The sequence below is a fragment of the Snuella lapsa genome, from assembly GCF_039539345.1.
Taxonomy (GTDB): domain Bacteria; phylum Bacteroidota; class Bacteroidia; order Flavobacteriales; family Flavobacteriaceae; genus Snuella; species Snuella lapsa.
In genome coordinates this window covers 77463-94469 of sequence record NZ_BAABCY010000034.1, presented here as the reverse complement: position 1 = coordinate 94469, position 17007 = coordinate 77463, and the positions used below count along the sequence as shown (strand labels likewise).

Sequence of the window (17007 nt, the reverse complement as noted above, 5' to 3'; positions counted from 1 at the left end):
TTATAGCTTAAGGTATAAGTATTTCTTGTCGTAATCAATAATAGCTTTTGATTTTTTAAGTATATCTGCTCCTATGATACCATCTACAGGTTTTGAATTATGGTTGATAAGAGCTGTATTTACATGGTCTAGATTAAACAGGACCAAAGGGATTTTATTGCTACGCCATTTACCAATCTTTACTTTATTTTTATTGGATATTTTCGTTTCCATATCAATAGCACCAGCACCAGCAGCCTTTATTTCAGAATCTTTAACCTTTAACTTAAAAGTATCAATAGCATCAAAGCCAACACAAGAACTAGAGGCTCCGGTGTCTAAAATAAAACGTCCTTTGATGCCATTTATGGAAGCTTTTATTTCAAAATGGTTGGTCTTTGTTAGCTTTAGTTTTATTTTGGTGTAGTCTTTCTCAAGTAGAAATTGTTGTAGTGTTTCAGTCATTAGTTTTTAATTTCGGCATCAAAAGTACGGCAATTAGAATGATTACAATACTGATCCCTATATAAAAAAATAATAAGGAAAGGTCGGAATCTGCCGGCTTGCCAAAGGAACCATAAAAAACAAATGCACTCCAGTAATAAGGTGATTTCTTTACATTACTAATGGATTTGTCTTCCAGATAATCAATTTTAGATATCCTGTTAGCACGGTAGGCCAATTTGTTATTATGGTAGTGCTTGTAAAATGATCGCATAATTTGTGAGGTCGATAAATCGTTTATTTGCCATAAGGAGATCAAAAGGTTTTGTGCACCAGCATATTGGAAGCCGCGAGCCATGTTCATTGGCCCTTCCCCTTTATAAAGCGTTCCAATTCCTGTTTCACAAGCGCTTAAAACAACCAAATTGCTATTTAAATCAAGACTGTATAATTCATGTAAATACAGGCTGTCATCATAAAAGTCAATGCTTGCAGGCGAAACAAAATCACCGCCACTGGCATGGGTAGATAAATGAATGGTGCCATAGTTTTGTGCATTTTCTATAAAGCTACTTTTGGTGGCAGCCTTTCTTAAAAACAGTTTGGAAGGCATTTCGTTTTGTATGGTTTTGGCTTCATCGATAGAATAGCTTAGCTGTTTGTTGCTGTTTTCAAACACAGGGAAGTATCCCAATAACTTATTGTTCTTAGCTTTTACTCTTTCATTTAAATAAAATAAGGCATTGGTATTGTAAACTATGGTTTGTTGCTTTACAACATAGGGCATTTTAGAAAAGGCAGTGGTATTTACATGTTTGGTTAAAAGGGCTTCAAAAGGAACAAAATTTAACAGGCCATCTGGTATAACAACTACATTTTTTTCGGTTTTAACGGTATTAAAGTTTAATAGGTTGTATACTTGGTGGGCTAATTGTGTGTAATCTTTAATATTGTTGTTTATAATGGAAGCATTATCAAAAAGATGTATAAAATCTGTGAGTTCTTTTCTTGTAGTATCGCTTAGGGCTATTTTATGTAGCCTACTATTGGTTTGTGAAAAGATAAATTGGTAAATGGAGTTTTTTCCAAAAAAATAGTAGACCAGGGTAGCTTTGTCTGTTTTAAGTTTCTGTTGCAAGTCGTTTATGGATAATGAATTGCTGTTGTCGGGATATTTTTTTGAAATTTTGGGTTTTAGTGTCTTTAGTTGAAACGATATGCTGCTTAGTTTTTGGCTTAGCGCACTTATTTTTGAGGCTTGTGATGTTCCTAACTGTTCTTTTATTAATAAACTAGTAACGTGTTCTTGTTCTTTTAAAAGAGCGATTTCCCTAATTAATAGACTGTCTTTAGGATAGTGTTGTAAGCGTTGTTTTTTTATAAGGATATCTGTAAGTACACTTGCTTTACTATTTTCGGCATATTGAAAGGCCTGAAGTATAAAAGTATTTTCTTTAGAGTTGTTATAGGCGTTAAAAAGTAAATCGATACAGGTTTCGCTTCTGTGCCTATCAGCAACTTGGTTTTTTATTTTACTTTCCTGCGAGGTCCAGTTATTGCGCAGTAATTTTGAAACAAAAAAGCTCAGGTCCAAACTGTTTAAAGCTGTTGCGGTGTTAGTTTGTATGGATGCATATAAGTCGAAAATATCAATAAATGTATTTTCTGCATATAATAGTTCTTTAGGAGGTAGTGCTTCTTTTTTGTAGTCTGGAACTAATATGTTTAATGCAGTTTTTAAGCTTTCTGAGGCCTTGTTAGGTTTGTTTAGTAGTATGTAAAGCTGTGCTTCTTCTACATAAAATTTTGCTGATTCCCTGGATGTTAAAATAGTCGTTTTCAAAAATGCTTTTGCTTTATTGAAATGATGTAATGCCCCTGGGTAATTTTCTTTTTGTAAAGCAATGTTATAGCTGTTTTTATATTTACTGAATTTAGAATTGATAAAAGGGCTATTGTTTTCAATCAATGCTTGGTCAAATGCTTTTAAGGCTATTAAGCTGTTAACTTTTGCAATTTGTAGGTTTTCTTTTTGAGCACGTGATGCTTTGGATGATTTTAAGGCGTCTTCAGTTATTTTTAAGGCTATTTGGTGTTCACCGATGCTTTGGTATAATTTAACAAGATTAATAGAACCACCAATTTGATGGTTTGTCTGCCTTTTTTCTGTAGCAAGAAAAATATAGTGTTTAATGGTGTTGGTGGCATTGGTGAAATCACCTGTCTTTATATATAGATTTCCCAAAGGTTTTAGGCAGCTTTCAATAATGTCGAAGTCTGATAGGGTATTAAGTTTATTAGTGCTAAACCTGTTCGATGCATCTTCATAAGTCGTTATGGCCTTATTTAAAAAGCCCAATTCATGAAGGTAATGTCCTTTGTTGCATTGTAAAAATACAAGAGCAAGTTGTTCATACTTTGTTTCTACCTGCTTTTTAAAAAGGATCTCTTGGGAGCTTAAGGTGTTTAATGACGTTTCATTTTTATTTGCAATAAACGTTTCGGTAACTGTATAAATACGCTCTTCCAAGGTTTGTGAAAAACCAAAAGCGGTGTGTAAAAACAAAAGCACATAGAGTTTATTCATATAGATAACCAAACACGTTTTCCTTAAAATTTCCAGATAGCGTAGAATTGCCAATAATTAAAATTATCTTTAAAGTTCAAGATATAGCGCGCACCTATACTTGGGCCTATTCTAGCAAATCCAGCGGTAGCTTCAAATAACAAACCGGTTCTTAAATTAGTAAAAGTATTTGTTTTGTTACTACTTGTTTCTTCAGAGCTTATAATGGGGTTTCTTGGATCGGTGCCTTCAAAATCTTCGATCATGACGGATTGTTTTTGCTTTTCGCTTACTGAAATAGTGTTTTGCAAACCAGCTCCGAGCCCTAGGTAATTATTAACATTGTAACGCATTAAAACAGGGGTGTCCCAATCAATGTTTTCGTAAGTTACATAAGATGTTGTGCGTCGTAAATGCTGAAATCCTTGAGCGCCATCAACAATGTCGTCTCTAACGGTAGTATTGCTTTCGTAGTTATGGAAATTGTTCATTAATTCTACTTGCCAATACCATCTGTAAGATTTATAAGGTGATAAGGTAGCTCCAAAGAAGTAACTTTCTGAATTTTTTAAGTCGCTAAAAGAATTGTACCCCATTTTGGCTCCAATGGAAATACCAGGAAGAAATCTGGTAGTAGCATAGTTTGTGATAATGGGATCGTTTTTATCAAAAATAATGGCGGTTTTACTCTTGGTCTTTTTCTTATGAAAATCTTTAGCAAACTTAATACTATATTTAACAAAGCCTTTGGTGGAATCGTATTCCTTAACGTTTTTTTGCTCGCTACCGGGTAGATAGATATTTTTAAAGGTAAAGATGGCCTGCGTGTCTGTATAGGAAGTGTCTAAGCAGCTATAAGATACTTCTTGTTTGGGGCATATTTTGCACTTAGGATACATGTCTAGAACCTTTAAGGTTGATTTGTCGAGCATTTCTGGGATGTCTGTTTCTAACCGAATGGTTCGAGCAGGACCTTCGCCGTTATTTTGAAACTTAATTTTATATTTTAAGGTTTTAAACCGAACAAGCCTGTAATTCATAAAAGTGCCGTTGGATGACATTTTATTGGGATCGTGTGAGGTGACAATTTCCATTTCCATGTCTTTTACTTTGTGGTTGTCGTAATTTCCATCGGGAACATATATGCCTCTTACAGAAATAATTGCACTGGTGTCCTTAACCATTTCGGGAGTGGTTTTAAGGCTGAAGAAAATATTACGCTCTTCCTTGGGCTGCATATTGTCGAATTCTAAAAGTGTCCAGTTTTTGTAATAGGCCTTGGATTCTTCAATACTAAGAGGGAGGTTCATTTTTTCGGTAGAATCCTGTAAAATGGTACTTGCTTTGTACACCTCGTTATTTGAAGTTGCTATATAGGTGCGATCATCGTCTATATTATTTGTATAAGTAAATGCATTAGAGGGTATGTGTGTTTCATTATGATGGGTTCTGGTGTCTATTAAATTAAAGTTGTTTGCATTGTATTTGTGTTCGTTGTAAAATAAATAAAGCTTACCGTTAGTAATATAGTCCTTAGGGTTTTTATATTGCATGATGACAACCATTTCTTCACTGGGAACAGGTTCTCTGTTACGTTTTAAGATGAAATCTTCATCCATTGTAGCTACATCATTGTATGTGGTAGTTATTGTGTTAATTGCTATCTTTTTGGGTCGTGTTGTGGGAGGCTTACCTGTATCGTAGTTGTTGGTGGCCCACAGTTTTACTTCATATTCACCTGGTTGTTTGTAAATGTGTTTTGGTTGTTCTTCAGTACTAAAATGCCCATCACCAAATTCCCAGTAATGTGTGTAAAATGCTTTTGGAGCTCCTGAAATTTGATTTAATTCAGGGGTTGCTGGTGTGAATGTTACTTCATTATTTTTAACTTGGTGTTTAATGGTTGCTACTCTTAAAAGGCTGTCGTTTGTAGTTGTTTGCTGTGCATAAGAGCACATAAAGAGTATACTAAATATATAAAAGAGGGGCCGTTTCATAATAGTTTTGGTTTAGTAATCCATAAATATACAAAAAGCGCTATTGTATTAATTAATTTTAGGGTTAAGCCTAATCTAAATAGCTGAGTATTATAGTGCAGATGTTGGCTATTAATGTAATTGCTACAACAATGAAAATGATTACTATGAAGTACTTCCTTTTCAACATATTTAATATTGGTAGTATTTGTATATACGAGGTTAGTGTACTTTATAGCCCATTTCACTAAAGGGCAAACCAGAAGCTCTAGAGCTTCTGGTTTAGTAGGTTAGCAAGGGGCAACCACTAAAAGTAGGTTGTCATGAAAGATGTTTACGGTAATCCATTGATAATGGTAGTAAGTTGTGATTCGGTGGCGATAGCCATTTCTCCTTCGGTAAACGTAATTATCCCATTCTCTTCTATAGTTGCTTCTTGTATGGCATATTTCCAGTCATTGCCTTCTTCTGTGGCAAAAATGACATGACATTCTAATCCTATAGGGATTTGCCCGTAGTGCTCACTAAACAGCCCTGTACCAGCGTCATAAGTGTCTAGTTTTGCCAATCCGGTTTCTTCGCCATCATATGATAAGTAAACGGCACTGTTAGTGTTGTCGTATCCTTCTGGAACCCCTACAAGAATTGTTGTTTTAGGGCGAGGATCATTATAAAACCTATCAACGTTAGACCATCCAAATGACTGGAAGAAGCCGTAATATTGATTTCCTTCAGCAAAAACACCACCATCTTGACCATTTGCAGCATCACGCTTGTCTTCTTCCCAAGCAAGGTTGCCTTCTTCATCGATTATCCCATTCCAAAGTACCATATCGTTGTCTACGCCTCCAGTTAAATCAGCCGGAATGGACATTTGAAATCCGCAGGTGGTTTCTAAAGTTGATCCGTTTTGAGAGGCATTTACATAAAATTCACCACCAGAAATTAACAGGGCTTTGTCGCCATTGGGTAAGATGCCCATAGTTGGTTTGTTGGTAGTAAGCATGTTGCCTTTTTCAAACAGCTCAACAAATTCAACATCTACAGTGCCAGTAACGGCATTTCCATTTAATGTTAAACAGTTACCGTTAATGTATATGTTAACTCCTTTTTCAGAGGTTAAGGTAACGCCACCATCTTCAGCATTAAACTGAAAGGTTTGTGTAAGATTTTCTAGGGCTTTTTCCTTTAGTTTGTTGAAGTCTTCGGCGGTTGGACGAATAATTAATTCGTCACTGTCATTTTTTGTACAACTGCTAAAAATAAAGGCTGTTAACAAAAGGGTACCTAAAATGTGTTTTAACTGTTTGCTTGCGGTATTTAAATTGTTTAAATATCCATAAAATTGCTTTGTGATTTTCATGATTATTGGGTTTTAAAATTATTATTCAAGTTTATATAAACAGGGTAACTATTTTGTTACCCCATTTTGATAATTTTTTTATTGTTGCGGTTGACTGATAATGATTTTGGAAACAATAACATCTCCAGAGGCTACCAATTGTATCATTTTTTTAGCATAAGCTTCATTGGAAGCATAGCCTTTTGCGAAGCCTGTTGCAGTTTTAACTTCCCAGAAGTAGTTTCTTTTGTTGGTGCTGTTAAGCTCATTTTTTAAAATGAAATAACTGGTAATCTTTTTGTTTTTTACAATTTCACCACTACTCGATAGGGCAATCATTTGCTTTGCTTTTTGTAAGCTTAAGGTTGTTCCAGAATATGTTCCTTTATTGGTTTTAACTTCCCATTCGAATACTTGGGCTATATGGCTTTTTGTAATAGTTGTAGCTTCAATAGAAATAGCAAGTGGCTTTTTGTTATTGGTAGCATTTAAGTTTACTATGGATAATGCTACAGTTGCGATAATTAAAATTGATTTTCTCATGATTTCTAAATGTTTTAGATTAATTAAATTTTCGTTTAGCATTTTGCTATACACCCTTATATCAAAACCGTTTAAAAATTGTTACCCATGTGTCTCAAAGTTTTTTTACTTTAGTAGCAAAGACAAGGTGTTAATGAGCGAAAAAAAAGTACACGAAGACCAGAAATACATCAATGGCTTGTTGGAAAACAACTCATTTATTATTCAGGCTATTTACGATAAGTTTGTACCCAAGGTGGTTAATTATATTAAGCAGAATAGTGGAAGTGTAGATGAAGCACAAGATGTTGTTCAAGACACTTTAATAACTATTTACAATCAAGCTAGTCAGAAAAAGTTAACGCTTACTTGTCCGTTTGACGCTTATTTTTTTCTGCTTTGTAAACGTAAATGGCTAAATGAATTGAAAAAAAACGCAAATAAGGAGGTAACAATTAATGAGGAAGTTTTATCTAAAGGTGACGACGTTCAGGAGTTAGTATTTGAAACAGTATTGTTTGGCGAAAAAGAAGCTTTATTTGCCGAAATGTTTCAAAAATTGGGAGCAGCCTGTAAGGATTTGTTAAGAGCAACTTTTAAAATAAAATCAATGGAAGAAGTTGCTGCAAGTTTAGGCGTAAGTTATGCTTATGCTAGGAAAAAGAAATCTTTATGTATAGGGAAGCTAACAGCATTAGTTCAGGGCTCGCCAAAATTTAACCAACTTAATTCGTAACTGTCATGGAAGAGCAAGATTATACAGCATTTGAAGCTTACCTCACTAATGAGTTGTCGCAAGAAGCACGCATAAATTTTGAAACTAGGTTAAAAGCTGATGCCGAATTCAACAAGGCATTCAACACCTATAAAGAACTGTCTGCTTTTTTAGCACATACCTTAGAAAATGAAACGCCATCAGAGGCTTTTAAAAGTAATCTGGAAAATATATCGAATACACATTTTAGTAAATATAAAAAGCAGAAAACGGTTTTTGCCTTAAGGCCTTGGCAGTATGCTGTAGCTGCTAGTATTGTGTTGCTAATTGGGGTTTTTATGTTTAATCAATCAACTCCAGTTTATAGCGACTATGCCAATTATGGTAATGTTAGCTTAACTGTTAGAGGCGATGATTCCGAATTGATTAAAACAGCCGAAATAGCATTTAATACAAAAGATTTTAATAAAGCGAGTAAGGCTTTAAATAAACTTATCGCTTTAGATACCGAAAATGCCGAATTGAAGCTTTATAGAGCTATTGCCAATATTGAGTTGAATGAATTTGATAAAGCAGATACTGAACTAGATGGTATAACTAAAGGCAATTCGGTATTTAAGAATAAGGCTATTTGGTACTTAGCTTTAAGTAAGTTAAAACAAAAAGATTATAAAGCCTGTAAGGCTGTTTTAAAGACGTTGCCCGAGGAAGCCGAAGATTTTGAGCGTGCTCAAAAGCTTTTAAGTAAGTTAGATTAGTTAAGAAACCTAATAAAAATATAAAAGTCATCTGTTTAAACAGATGACTTTTATATTTTTACCCCATGATTATTACCGATACACATACGCATTTATACAGTGAGGCTTTTGATGAGGATCGAGCCGAAATGATGGTGCGCGCAATTGAAGCTGGAGTTTCTCGATTTTTCGTTCCAGCTATCGACTCCACTTATACCGAAGCAATGTTGCAATTGGAACAAGATTACCCCGAGCATGTTTTTTTAATGGCAGGATTGCATCCTACCCATGTAAAAGATAATTATAAGGAAGAGCTGGCTCATGTAGAAGATTTACTTTCCACACGAACTTTTTATGCTGTAGGTGAGATTGGTATTGATTTGTATTGGGATAAGTCTACATTAGGGATACAACAAATAGCTTTTAAGCACCAAATAAAGTTGGCAAAGCAGTATAAACTACCAATTGTTATTCATTGTCGCGATGCCTTTGATGAAATATTTGACGTTTTAGATGCCGAAAAAAGTGATGATCTTTTTGGGATTTTTCATTGTTTTACGGGGAGTTTAGAGCAAGCGCATAGGGCTATGAGCTATAATATGAAGCTGGGTATTGGTGGTGTGGCTACCTTCAAGAATGGTAAGATCGACCAGTTTTTAAACCAAATTGACCTGAAGCATATTGTTTTAGAAACCGATGCGCCCTATTTGGCGCCTGTGCCATATAGGGGAAAACGAAATGAAAGTGCTTATGTAAAAAATGTGCTGCATAAATTAGCTGAAATATATGGCGTTTCAGTAGAAGAAATAGCCAAAATAACCACTGAAAATTCCAAAGCCGTATTTAAAATTTAAGCTATGAGCCAATCCAAACCTAATATATTGCTTATTTATACCGGAGGGACCATTGGTATGGTTAAAGATTTTAAAACAGGCGTGCTTCGAGCTTTTGATTTTAAAAGCTTGTTAGAACGTATTCCTGAACTGAATTTATTAGACTGCAATATCGATACGGTTTCCTTTAAAGAACCAATAGATTCTAGTAATATGAATCCAGATTATTGGGTGCAAATAGCTGAATTGATTGAAAAGAATTATGAAGCATTTGATGGTTTTGTGGTGCTGCATGGTAGTGATACAATGAGTTATACTGCCTCTGCTTTGAGTTTTATGTTAGAGAATTTAGCGAAGCCAGTTGTGTTTACTGGATCGCAATTACCCATTGGTGATTTGCGTACCGATGCAAAAGAGAATTTAATAACCTCCATTCAAGTTGCTTCATTGCAAAAAGATAATAATCCAGTAATACAAGAGGTGTGCTTGTATTTTGAATATAAATTATATAGAGCAAATAGAACAACTAAAATAAATGCAGAACATTTTGAGGCTTTTGCATCATTAAATTATCCCGAATTGGCAACTTCTGGAGTACATTTAAAACTAAATAAAGACTATTTGTTTAAGCATGATACAAAGAAACGTTTATTGGTTCATAAAAGAATGGATAATAACGTAGCACTCATTAAGTTGTTTCCAGGTATTTCAGAAGCGCTCATGAAAAACATTATCGTAACACCCAATTTAAAAGCCGTAATTCTGGAAACTTATGGAGCGGGTAATAGTACTACCGAATCTTGGTTTGTTAATTTGCTTGAAGAGACCATATCCAAAGGGATTTATATTATCAATATTACCCAGTGCTCTGGAGGTAGTGTTATTATGGGACATTATGAAACGAGTAATCAGTTGAAGAACATCGGCGTTATTTCGGGAAAGGATATCACCACCGAAGCGGCAATTAGTAAATTAATGTATATGTTAGGATTACCTGTTTCTCAAAAAGAGTTTAAAGCCATTTATGAAACTTCGCTAAGAGGGGAGATGTCTAAACTATAAAATAAAGTTTTTGATAGATGGAAACAAATTACAATAAAAAAGGTAGCTTAAGCTACCTTTTTTATTGTATCAAATGATTATTATGCCTCTGTTTAGGGCTGGATCCATATTTTGATTTTTTCTGAGTCCGTACCTCCTGTGATCGCAGTCCAATTGGTGCGATTCGTTTCTCTTTCGGAAGGAGGATAGGTTAATCTGTTAAAATCAGTTACTAAACTAGTAGACGGTAATGATACATTAGGTGTTGCATTATTAGTCCTTCTTTGTAAATTCCAAGCTTCAAATGGTTGGTGTATCATTGCAATCCAGCTTTGCTTATAGATTTGACTTAAAGCTGTTGCTGCATCTGCACTATAAGCCACTTCGGGATGGGTTAGCATGTCGTTTAACTCAGTTGCTGTTGGTGCTGCCGCTGCTGGCTTATTGACTGACCAAATTGAATTAAAAGCATGGTTATACCAAAAGTTTACAGATGCTGTAATGCCTTCTTCATAAAAGGTCTGTGCCATAGCGGGGTTAGCAGCAACACCTGCCAAGCCTCTATTATATATTTCAGCTTTTAGGAAGCTTACTTGTGAACCAGTTAAGATAAACTGAGGTATAGTGTGATCTTGTACATAGTACACGTTGAATGTTGCAAAGTTTGATCTGTTTGAATTCCAATCCGTCAGTCTTGCTCCAACATGTGGGTTTCCTGTTACTGTTGGGGTAGTATTATCCGGAACTTGAGGATAAGGTACCCATTCATCGTCTTCATTTGGCTCAAAAAGAATAGGGCATCTTAAATCATAAATACCAGAGCCATCTACAGCATTCGTGCTGGACATAGCATTAAACATAGTAGACCCCATTCGCATATAGGAGTTACCTCTAAAAAAACCTTCTCTATTATTTAATACAGTAGTTACCCCAGGATCTAGCCATACATTTTCATTGGCAGCTAATAATGGTTTTGTTAGGGCATCAGCTATAATTGGTTCCGCAAATGAAGCATCTTTTTCAACCATAACCATAGCATATCTTAAGCGTAATGAGTTTGTAAATTTTATCCACTGACTAACGTCATTACCAAAAAGAACATCAGATGCTCCTATTGAAACCTGCGTTCCACTTGTGGACAAATTGTCCATGGCCCAGGTTAAATCTTCAATGGCAGCGTGCATGATAGATTGCTGGTCATCATAAGTCGGTCTGAAAGCCGAAGTGTCAAAGAAACCTTTACCAGCTTCTGTATATGGCATATCGCCATAAAGCAAAGTGTTAGCAAGTGTTTTGTAGGCCATCACCACTTTGGTCATAGCTAAAATGTTTGTCATTGATGAAGCATCTTCTTCCTCAGCAATTAAATGTTCAATGTCATAAGAATTGGCTAAATTTTTATAATAGTTTTGCCATGGTTGGGTTGTATTATCGTCTAAACGATAACCAGATGCCGAGTACATTGCTGCTTGCTGATTCCATTGGTATAACCAAGCTACTGGAATTCTATAATGGGCTCCTTCTTTTTGCAAGGATCTTAATAAACCTGCAAACAATCCAGGAACATTAGCTTCATATATATTAGCTTCGTAATTTTTGTTAATGTCTCCAAAATCATCATCACAAGAATGTATGGATAACAAACCTAGCATCAGGAGCATGGTGCAAGCCCCTCTATATATTGTTCTTATATTATTTATCTTCATTGTTCTTTTTTTTAGTTATTAAAACCCTACCTTAACATTAAAACCTACCGATCTTATGCTTGGGAAAGCAGACCACTGTAAGCCTTGTCCGTTGCCAGTTCCATTTATTCCTTCAGGATTCAACTTCTGCGGCAATGTGGTATACAAGTAGAAAAGGTTTCTTCCGACTAAGGAAACAGACATGTTTTGGAATATTTTAGTTTTGTTTAAAATATCCTGGGGGACATTATAAGTAAGTGACAGTTCTCTTAGTTTTATCCAAGAGTTTTCAAAAACCGATAAACTTCTAGGCCTGTTTAAGTGAGACCATCCTGCATATGTAATACCGTAGTAATAAACAGGGTGTACTACACGATCGTTATCTCGATTATCGTCCACATTAAACCCTTCCATAATCATACCTATATTGGCAGTAGTGCCATCAGGATAAGTGTAGGGTAAACCAGCGCCATCTTGTCTTGCAGCTGCTGTTTCTGGTGCCAATCCACTTCCCATAGCTACGGCATGGTCTACAGAATAAATATCCCCCCCTAATTTAAAGTCCATTAAAGCACTCAATCTAAAGTTTTTGTATCTAAATACATTTCCAAAACCTCCAGTTAATTTTGGAGCAGCATTTCCTATTTTTTGAACTTCATTGGATACTACATACTGGGTACCAACAACCTCGCCACTTCCATCTTGATTGTAGATATTGGTTACCTGTCTTCTGCCTTGGTCATCCAATTCAAAATCGGTTCCATAAATGGTTCCATAATTCTCTCCTACTGAAGCTTTCATAAATGCTCCCAAACTACCAAAAACGGTTGCGATTTGTTGCTCTTCCACACCTTCTCCTAATGCTACCACTTTGTTGGTGTTTTTAGATCCGTTGAATGAAAAGTCCCAAGAGAAATTATCATCTTTAATGATCTTAGCATTAACTATAAATTCAAATCCCTTATTGGTAAGTTCTCCTGAGTTAATAGTTACTTTACCTGCCCCAGAAGCTAAGGAAATAGCCGATGTAATAATTTGATTTTCAGATTTTATATCGTAATAGGTTACGTCTAGGTTAATTCTATTGTTTAGAAGTCCTAAAGCCAAGCCTAATTCTTTTGAAACCGATGTTTGGAATGTTAATTCTTGAGGCGGGATCACATCAGGTCTTGAAATAGTAGTAATATTTCCATATGAACTGGTAGTGTAGGTGTTGTCCAATTGGTAAGGGTCTGCAGCATTAGCACTTTTTCCCAAAGCAAACCGTAAAGCTCCATAGTTTAGAGTGTTTTCAAAGTTCCCTAGATCCAGAGCTTCTGTAAACACGAAAGAGGTACTCGCTGATGGGTAAAACGTAGAATTATTATTTTTTGGTAAGGTAGACGTATAATCTTGTCTTCCTGTTACTTCTAGAAATAAATAGTCTTTGTAAGAAAGATTTAAAAACCCTAAATAAGAAAATGATTTAATATCATATCTCGTCTCACTTATTCTAGTATCATTTCTATTGGTCCAATTAGATAACGAATATACATTAGGTACTTTAAAAGGTCCTAAATTTTCCCCTTTAACGCCTGATGAATTGGTTGAGTAGTTATTGTATCCTAAAGTAAGGCTGGCATTAAATCCATCAGTTAAAAAATCATCTTTATGAAGGGTGGCCATGATATCTGTATTGTAAGTTCTAGACTTACTTACTGTTTTTCTAAAAGAGCCGCCATTCAATCCATTGGAATTTAGTGTGTTGTTGGCTTCTTCAAATCTTGTTCCTAACAAGTCTGCAGATGTTCTTACAAAAGCATTTAACCAAGGTGTAATTTCAGCATTTACTTTTATTGTAGATAAGAACTGATCCCGCCATAAACGGTCATTGTTTTCATAAAGGTCCCAGAATAAATCTCTACTATACTCGGCATGTGGATAGGCTCCTCCAAAATTCACCCTATAGCCATCGTATAAATCTTCACCGTAATATAAGTCCTTTTCTAGGCCTTTATATTCTCTGGACATACCATAAATATTGAATTTGGTCCAGGAATTGTTATTGCCAATTTCTGGTGTGTTTAATCTAAAGTTTTGGTTATAGGCTGCATTGATATCGGCACTTAATACCTCAGAAATATTGACATGAGATCCTAGTGAGAAACTATTACTCTTGTAATTAGTGTTCTCTACAATAGCATCACCTTCTTTATGAACATACCCAACTCTTATGCTGCCAAAGTCGCTGGCTGATGAAAATGATAAATTATGTGTAGTTTCCAGGCCTTGCTTAAACATATATTCTCTATTGTTAGGTTGTGGAGAATAAGATCTTGTTTCTCCATCCCACCAAAGGGCCTGAGTACCATCCAGTCTTGGTCCCCATGAAGAACCTGCTCCAAACCAGCTAAAAATATCCCAGGTGTTGTATCCCCCAGGGACTGTGCCGTGAAATGAATCTATACCCGAAGCTCCAGGGTAAGGGTTGCCACTCCAGGCTTGTGGATATAAAATGGCCGGGAAGTTTTCTCCTGAAGCCGTTTTGGGTAATTGTGGGTTTGCTGTAAATAAACCTGCTCTAAAACCACCGCCAAATTCGTTTTGAACTTCTGTAAATCGATATACATCTGAAATAACACTAGAGACATTGTATCGTATCCCAACACCTTCTCTTTTAGAACCTTTTTTAGACGTAATCAAAATAACGCCATTGGCTCCTCGAGCTCCATAGAGTGCTGCCGCACTAGGGCCTTTTAACACATTAATGTCTTCTACAGTACTCATATCCAGATAGCTCAAATAGTTACCCCAGTCTCGGTAAGAGTCCTGATTATTTCCTACATTACCTTGTTCTAGTTCTGTATTTTCCACTATGGCACCATCAACGACGATTAAAGGTTGGTTTCTGCCAAATAAGCTATTATTGCCTCTAATAACTATTCGAGAAGAGGCATTTCCTATACCATTTGAAGTCGCTATGTTTAATCCTGCTATTTTTCCTTGTAGGCCTTGAGCAACATCTACAGGGGCTGCTATTGTGACCTCTTCAGCCTTTATGTTTTGAGCTGCATACCCTAATTCTTTACTTTGTCTTTTTATGCCTAATGCTGTAGTAATGACAACTTCATTAAGTGCTTCCTGACTTTGTTCCAGAACCACATTAATAACAGTTTTGCCATTCAATGGTACTTCTTGGGTATTATAGCCTACAAAAGAGAACAGTAAAACAGCATTGGCATTGGACACCTGGATAGAGTAATTGCCATCGAAATCAGATGATGTGCCATTAGCGGTTCCTTTTACAATGATATTAGCGCCAGGTAAAGGAACACCATTAGCGTCAGTTATGTTTCCACTTACTTCAATTTGTTGATAATTAGAGGAGCTGTCATTGGTGTTAGAGGAACCACCTAAACGGTTCGGCTTAATTATTATTTGTTTGTCCAGATAAACAAAGGAAACATTAAAATCTTGAAATAATTTATCCAGTACGTTGGAAAGCTTCCTTTTCTTAACGGATAAACTTACAACTTTATTAGGGTAAAAGACATTCTTCTCGTATAAGAATTTGTAGTCGGTTTTTTGTTCAATTTCATTTAAAACATTCAAAAGAGTTACATTATCCAAATCTAATGACACCTTGGTATTCTGACTGAATGAATCGTTGGCATAAATTTGAAATAACGAAAGTACTAGTAACAGAGAGGTTAGTTTCATTTTCAAATTGAAATTAGGGATCGCCTTGTTATTGGGTATACCAATCCCTTTAATGAATTTTTTCATACTTTTGTTTCGATTTAATTAAGTGATTAGACATTTTTTAAATCATTTTATGAAATCGGAAGATGTTGCACCATTTTCCGATTTTTTTGTGGTTATATAGCAAAGCACATGATTAGTGTTTTACAAGCATAAAATGATTAATTGTTTTGATCTTTAAATTTAAGTCAGTTTTTAATCATATAATAATTTGTTTAAGGGTTAATAATTATTTCTTTTTCCTCTATTTTGTAGGCGAAAGAAGCGGCTTCACTCAGACTTTTCATGACTTGAAAGATATCTTCAATATCAAATCTGGCGGTAAAATATCGGTCTTCGAGCGCCTGGTAGTTATTAACAAAAGTGACGTCGTATTGGCGCTCTAGTTTTTTCAAGATATCGTTAAATCTAATCTCGTTTAGAATTAATCTTCCTTCAATCCAGGCAGTATGTTGTGCGATATTTGTTTCACTAATACGTAATTCCTTATTGCTTTTATTCCAGGCCGCTATATGTCCGGGTTCCAATAAGGATGACGTAGGAGCGGAGTATACTTCATCCTTGTTATACAAGCTCACCGAACCTTCAACCAGCACAGTATTGACGTTGTCATCTTCCGGGTAAGAAGAAACATTAAATTGTGTTCCGAGAACCCTAATGTTTAATTCATTGGAGTTAACAATGAAAGGGTGTTTAGAATCTTTTGTTACGTTAAAGTAGGCTTCACCGTCTAAGAAGATCTCGCGATTGGATCCTTTTATGAATCTCACAGGGTATCTTAATGAGGAACCGGCATTCAAATAAATATGTGTACCATCGGATAGTATAACATTGAAGCGTCGGCCATATGGAACCGTAAGGGTGTTGTAGGTTAGTTTTTCAACATTGGAGTCATTGGCATAGGCCAACTGTTTACCTTTTTGTATGCCTACCATGTTTCCGTTAGCACTAAAAATTTTAGCAGACTCACTTTCGTCAATTGTTTTTATAGTGCCATCTTCAAGCTGTAATGTGATTTTGTTTGTCGGATCAGGAATGTTATTAGGCGTGCTTGAGAATACACCTTGCTTATAAAAATAACCAATACTTAAAAAGACGAGTGCCACAGCAGCATATTTGAATACAGACCGCAACTTGTTTTTAAAAGTTTTCGATTTATCTTTTCTGATTTCGTTGAAAAGAAGTTCTTTTATGTGTTTAGTGTCTGGATCCTGCATACTGAATATTATTGCGTAATGATCTTTAGCAAAATCTTTAAATTGCGCTTTGTTATTGTCAGTTTTAATCCACTCAATGAGTTTGTCCAAATCTTTTGCATTGGCCGATTTGTTTATATATTTAACAATTAGATCTTCAATTTCTTGGGGAATCATTAGGCTTTGTGCTTTCTTCTTTTATATTATTACAAAGCGAATTCTTAAAACCC

Annotated in this window: 12 protein-coding genes; 4 read left to right on the top strand and 8 right to left on the bottom strand. The window is 35.5% G+C overall.

The window, feature by feature from the left end; genetic code table 11:
- The 5 genes from ABD792_RS06830 to ABD792_RS06810 form a co-directional block, all read right to left on the bottom strand.
- Complete coding sequence (locus tag ABD792_RS06830; protein WP_345005123.1) at positions 1-444, bottom strand: retropepsin-like aspartic protease family protein; 444 nt, start codon at positions 442-444, stop codon at positions 1-3.
- On the bottom strand, positions 437-3010 hold the full coding sequence (locus ABD792_RS06825; protein ID WP_345005122.1) for a CHAT domain-containing protein: 2574 nt from the start codon (positions 3008-3010) through the stop codon (positions 437-439). The genes ABD792_RS06830 and ABD792_RS06825 overlap by 8 nt, the downstream gene beginning before the upstream one ends.
- A 23-nt stretch (positions 3011-3033) precedes the next feature.
- A complete protein-coding gene (locus tag ABD792_RS06820) occupies positions 3034-4986 on the bottom strand; it encodes a PKD domain-containing protein (protein WP_345005121.1) in 1953 nt (650 codons plus the stop codon).
- Between the two features lie 313 nt (positions 4987-5299).
- Positions 5300-6328, bottom strand: a complete 1029-nt coding sequence (locus ABD792_RS06815; RefSeq protein ID WP_345005120.1) for a hypothetical protein — start codon at positions 6326-6328, stop codon at positions 5300-5302.
- 78 nt (positions 6329-6406) lie between these two features.
- Complete coding sequence (locus ABD792_RS06810) at positions 6407-6850, bottom strand: hypothetical protein (protein WP_345005119.1); 444 nt, start codon at positions 6848-6850, stop codon at positions 6407-6409.
- A 133-nt stretch (positions 6851-6983) separates the two neighbouring features.
- Between ABD792_RS06810 and ABD792_RS06805 the strand changes: the two genes are divergently transcribed.
- The 4 genes from ABD792_RS06805 to ABD792_RS06790 all read left to right on the top strand — a co-directional run bounded on the left by ABD792_RS06805 (position 6984) and on the right by ABD792_RS06790 (position 10176).
- Positions 6984-7565: an RNA polymerase sigma factor gene (locus ABD792_RS06805; protein ID WP_199112344.1), complete on the top strand. Its 582-nt coding sequence runs from the start codon at positions 6984-6986 to the stop codon at positions 7563-7565.
- Between the two features lie 5 nt (positions 7566-7570).
- Complete coding sequence (locus tag ABD792_RS06800; protein WP_345005117.1) at positions 7571-8302, top strand: hypothetical protein; 732 nt, start codon at positions 7571-7573, stop codon at positions 8300-8302.
- Between the two features lie 65 nt (positions 8303-8367).
- The gene (locus ABD792_RS06795; protein ID WP_345005116.1) at positions 8368-9135 is read left to right on the top strand and encodes a TatD family hydrolase; all 768 of its coding nucleotides are present in this window, start codon (positions 8368-8370) and stop codon (positions 9133-9135) included.
- A 3-nt stretch (positions 9136-9138) separates the two neighbouring features.
- The gene (locus ABD792_RS06790; protein WP_345005115.1) at positions 9139-10176 is read left to right on the top strand and encodes an asparaginase; all 1038 of its coding nucleotides are present in this window, start codon (positions 9139-9141) and stop codon (positions 10174-10176) included.
- Positions 10177-10268: 92 nt separating this feature from the next.
- Here ABD792_RS06790 and ABD792_RS06785 read toward each other — a convergent pair whose 3' ends face one another.
- From ABD792_RS06785 to ABD792_RS06775, 3 genes are all read right to left on the bottom strand, one after another.
- A complete protein-coding gene (locus ABD792_RS06785) occupies positions 10269-11861 on the bottom strand; it encodes a SusD/RagB family nutrient-binding outer membrane lipoprotein (protein ID WP_345005114.1) in 1593 nt (530 codons plus the stop codon).
- A gap of 18 nt (positions 11862-11879) precedes the next feature.
- A complete protein-coding gene (locus tag ABD792_RS06780) occupies positions 11880-15605 on the bottom strand; it encodes a SusC/RagA family TonB-linked outer membrane protein (RefSeq protein WP_345005113.1) in 3726 nt (1241 codons plus the stop codon).
- 191 nt (positions 15606-15796) lie between these two features.
- Positions 15797-16954, bottom strand: coding sequence for a FecR family protein (locus tag ABD792_RS06775; protein WP_345005112.1), 1158 nt, complete (start codon positions 16952-16954; stop codon positions 15797-15799).
- Positions 16955-17007 lie beyond the last annotated feature (53 nt).

What these genes read in the sequence shown, in the direction of transcription:
- ABD792_RS06790 (WP_345005115.1), top strand. Translation starts at nt 9,139, where the DNA reads ATGAGCCAATCCAAACCTAATATATTGCTTATTTATACCGGAGGGACC.
- ABD792_RS06810 (WP_345005119.1), bottom strand. Translation starts at nt 6,850, where the DNA reads ATGAGAAAATCAATTTTAATTATCGCAACTGTAGCATTATCCATAGTA.
- ABD792_RS06830 (WP_345005123.1), bottom strand. Translation starts at nt 444, where the DNA reads ATGACTGAAACACTACAACAATTTCTACTTGAGAAAGACTACACCAAA.
- ABD792_RS06780 (WP_345005113.1), bottom strand. Translation starts at nt 15,605, where the DNA reads ATGAAAAAATTCATTAAAGGGATTGGTATACCCAATAACAAGGCGATC.
- ABD792_RS06785 (WP_345005114.1), bottom strand. Translation starts at nt 11,861, where the DNA reads ATGAAGATAAATAATATAAGAACAATATATAGAGGGGCTTGCACCATG.
- ABD792_RS06800 (WP_345005117.1), top strand. Translation starts at nt 7,571, where the DNA reads ATGGAAGAGCAAGATTATACAGCATTTGAAGCTTACCTCACTAATGAG.
- ABD792_RS06815 (WP_345005120.1), bottom strand. Translation starts at nt 6,328, where the DNA reads ATGAAAATCACAAAGCAATTTTATGGATATTTAAACAATTTAAATACC.
- ABD792_RS06820 (WP_345005121.1), bottom strand. Translation starts at nt 4,986, where the DNA reads ATGAAACGGCCCCTCTTTTATATATTTAGTATACTCTTTATGTGCTCT.
- ABD792_RS06795 (WP_345005116.1), top strand. Translation starts at nt 8,368, where the DNA reads ATGATTATTACCGATACACATACGCATTTATACAGTGAGGCTTTTGAT.
- ABD792_RS06805 (WP_199112344.1), top strand. Translation starts at nt 6,984, where the DNA reads ATGAGCGAAAAAAAAGTACACGAAGACCAGAAATACATCAATGGCTTG.
- ABD792_RS06825 (WP_345005122.1), bottom strand. Translation starts at nt 3,010, where the DNA reads ATGAATAAACTCTATGTGCTTTTGTTTTTACACACCGCTTTTGGTTTT.
- ABD792_RS06775 (WP_345005112.1), bottom strand. Translation starts at nt 16,954, where the DNA reads ATGATTCCCCAAGAAATTGAAGATCTAATTGTTAAATATATAAACAAA.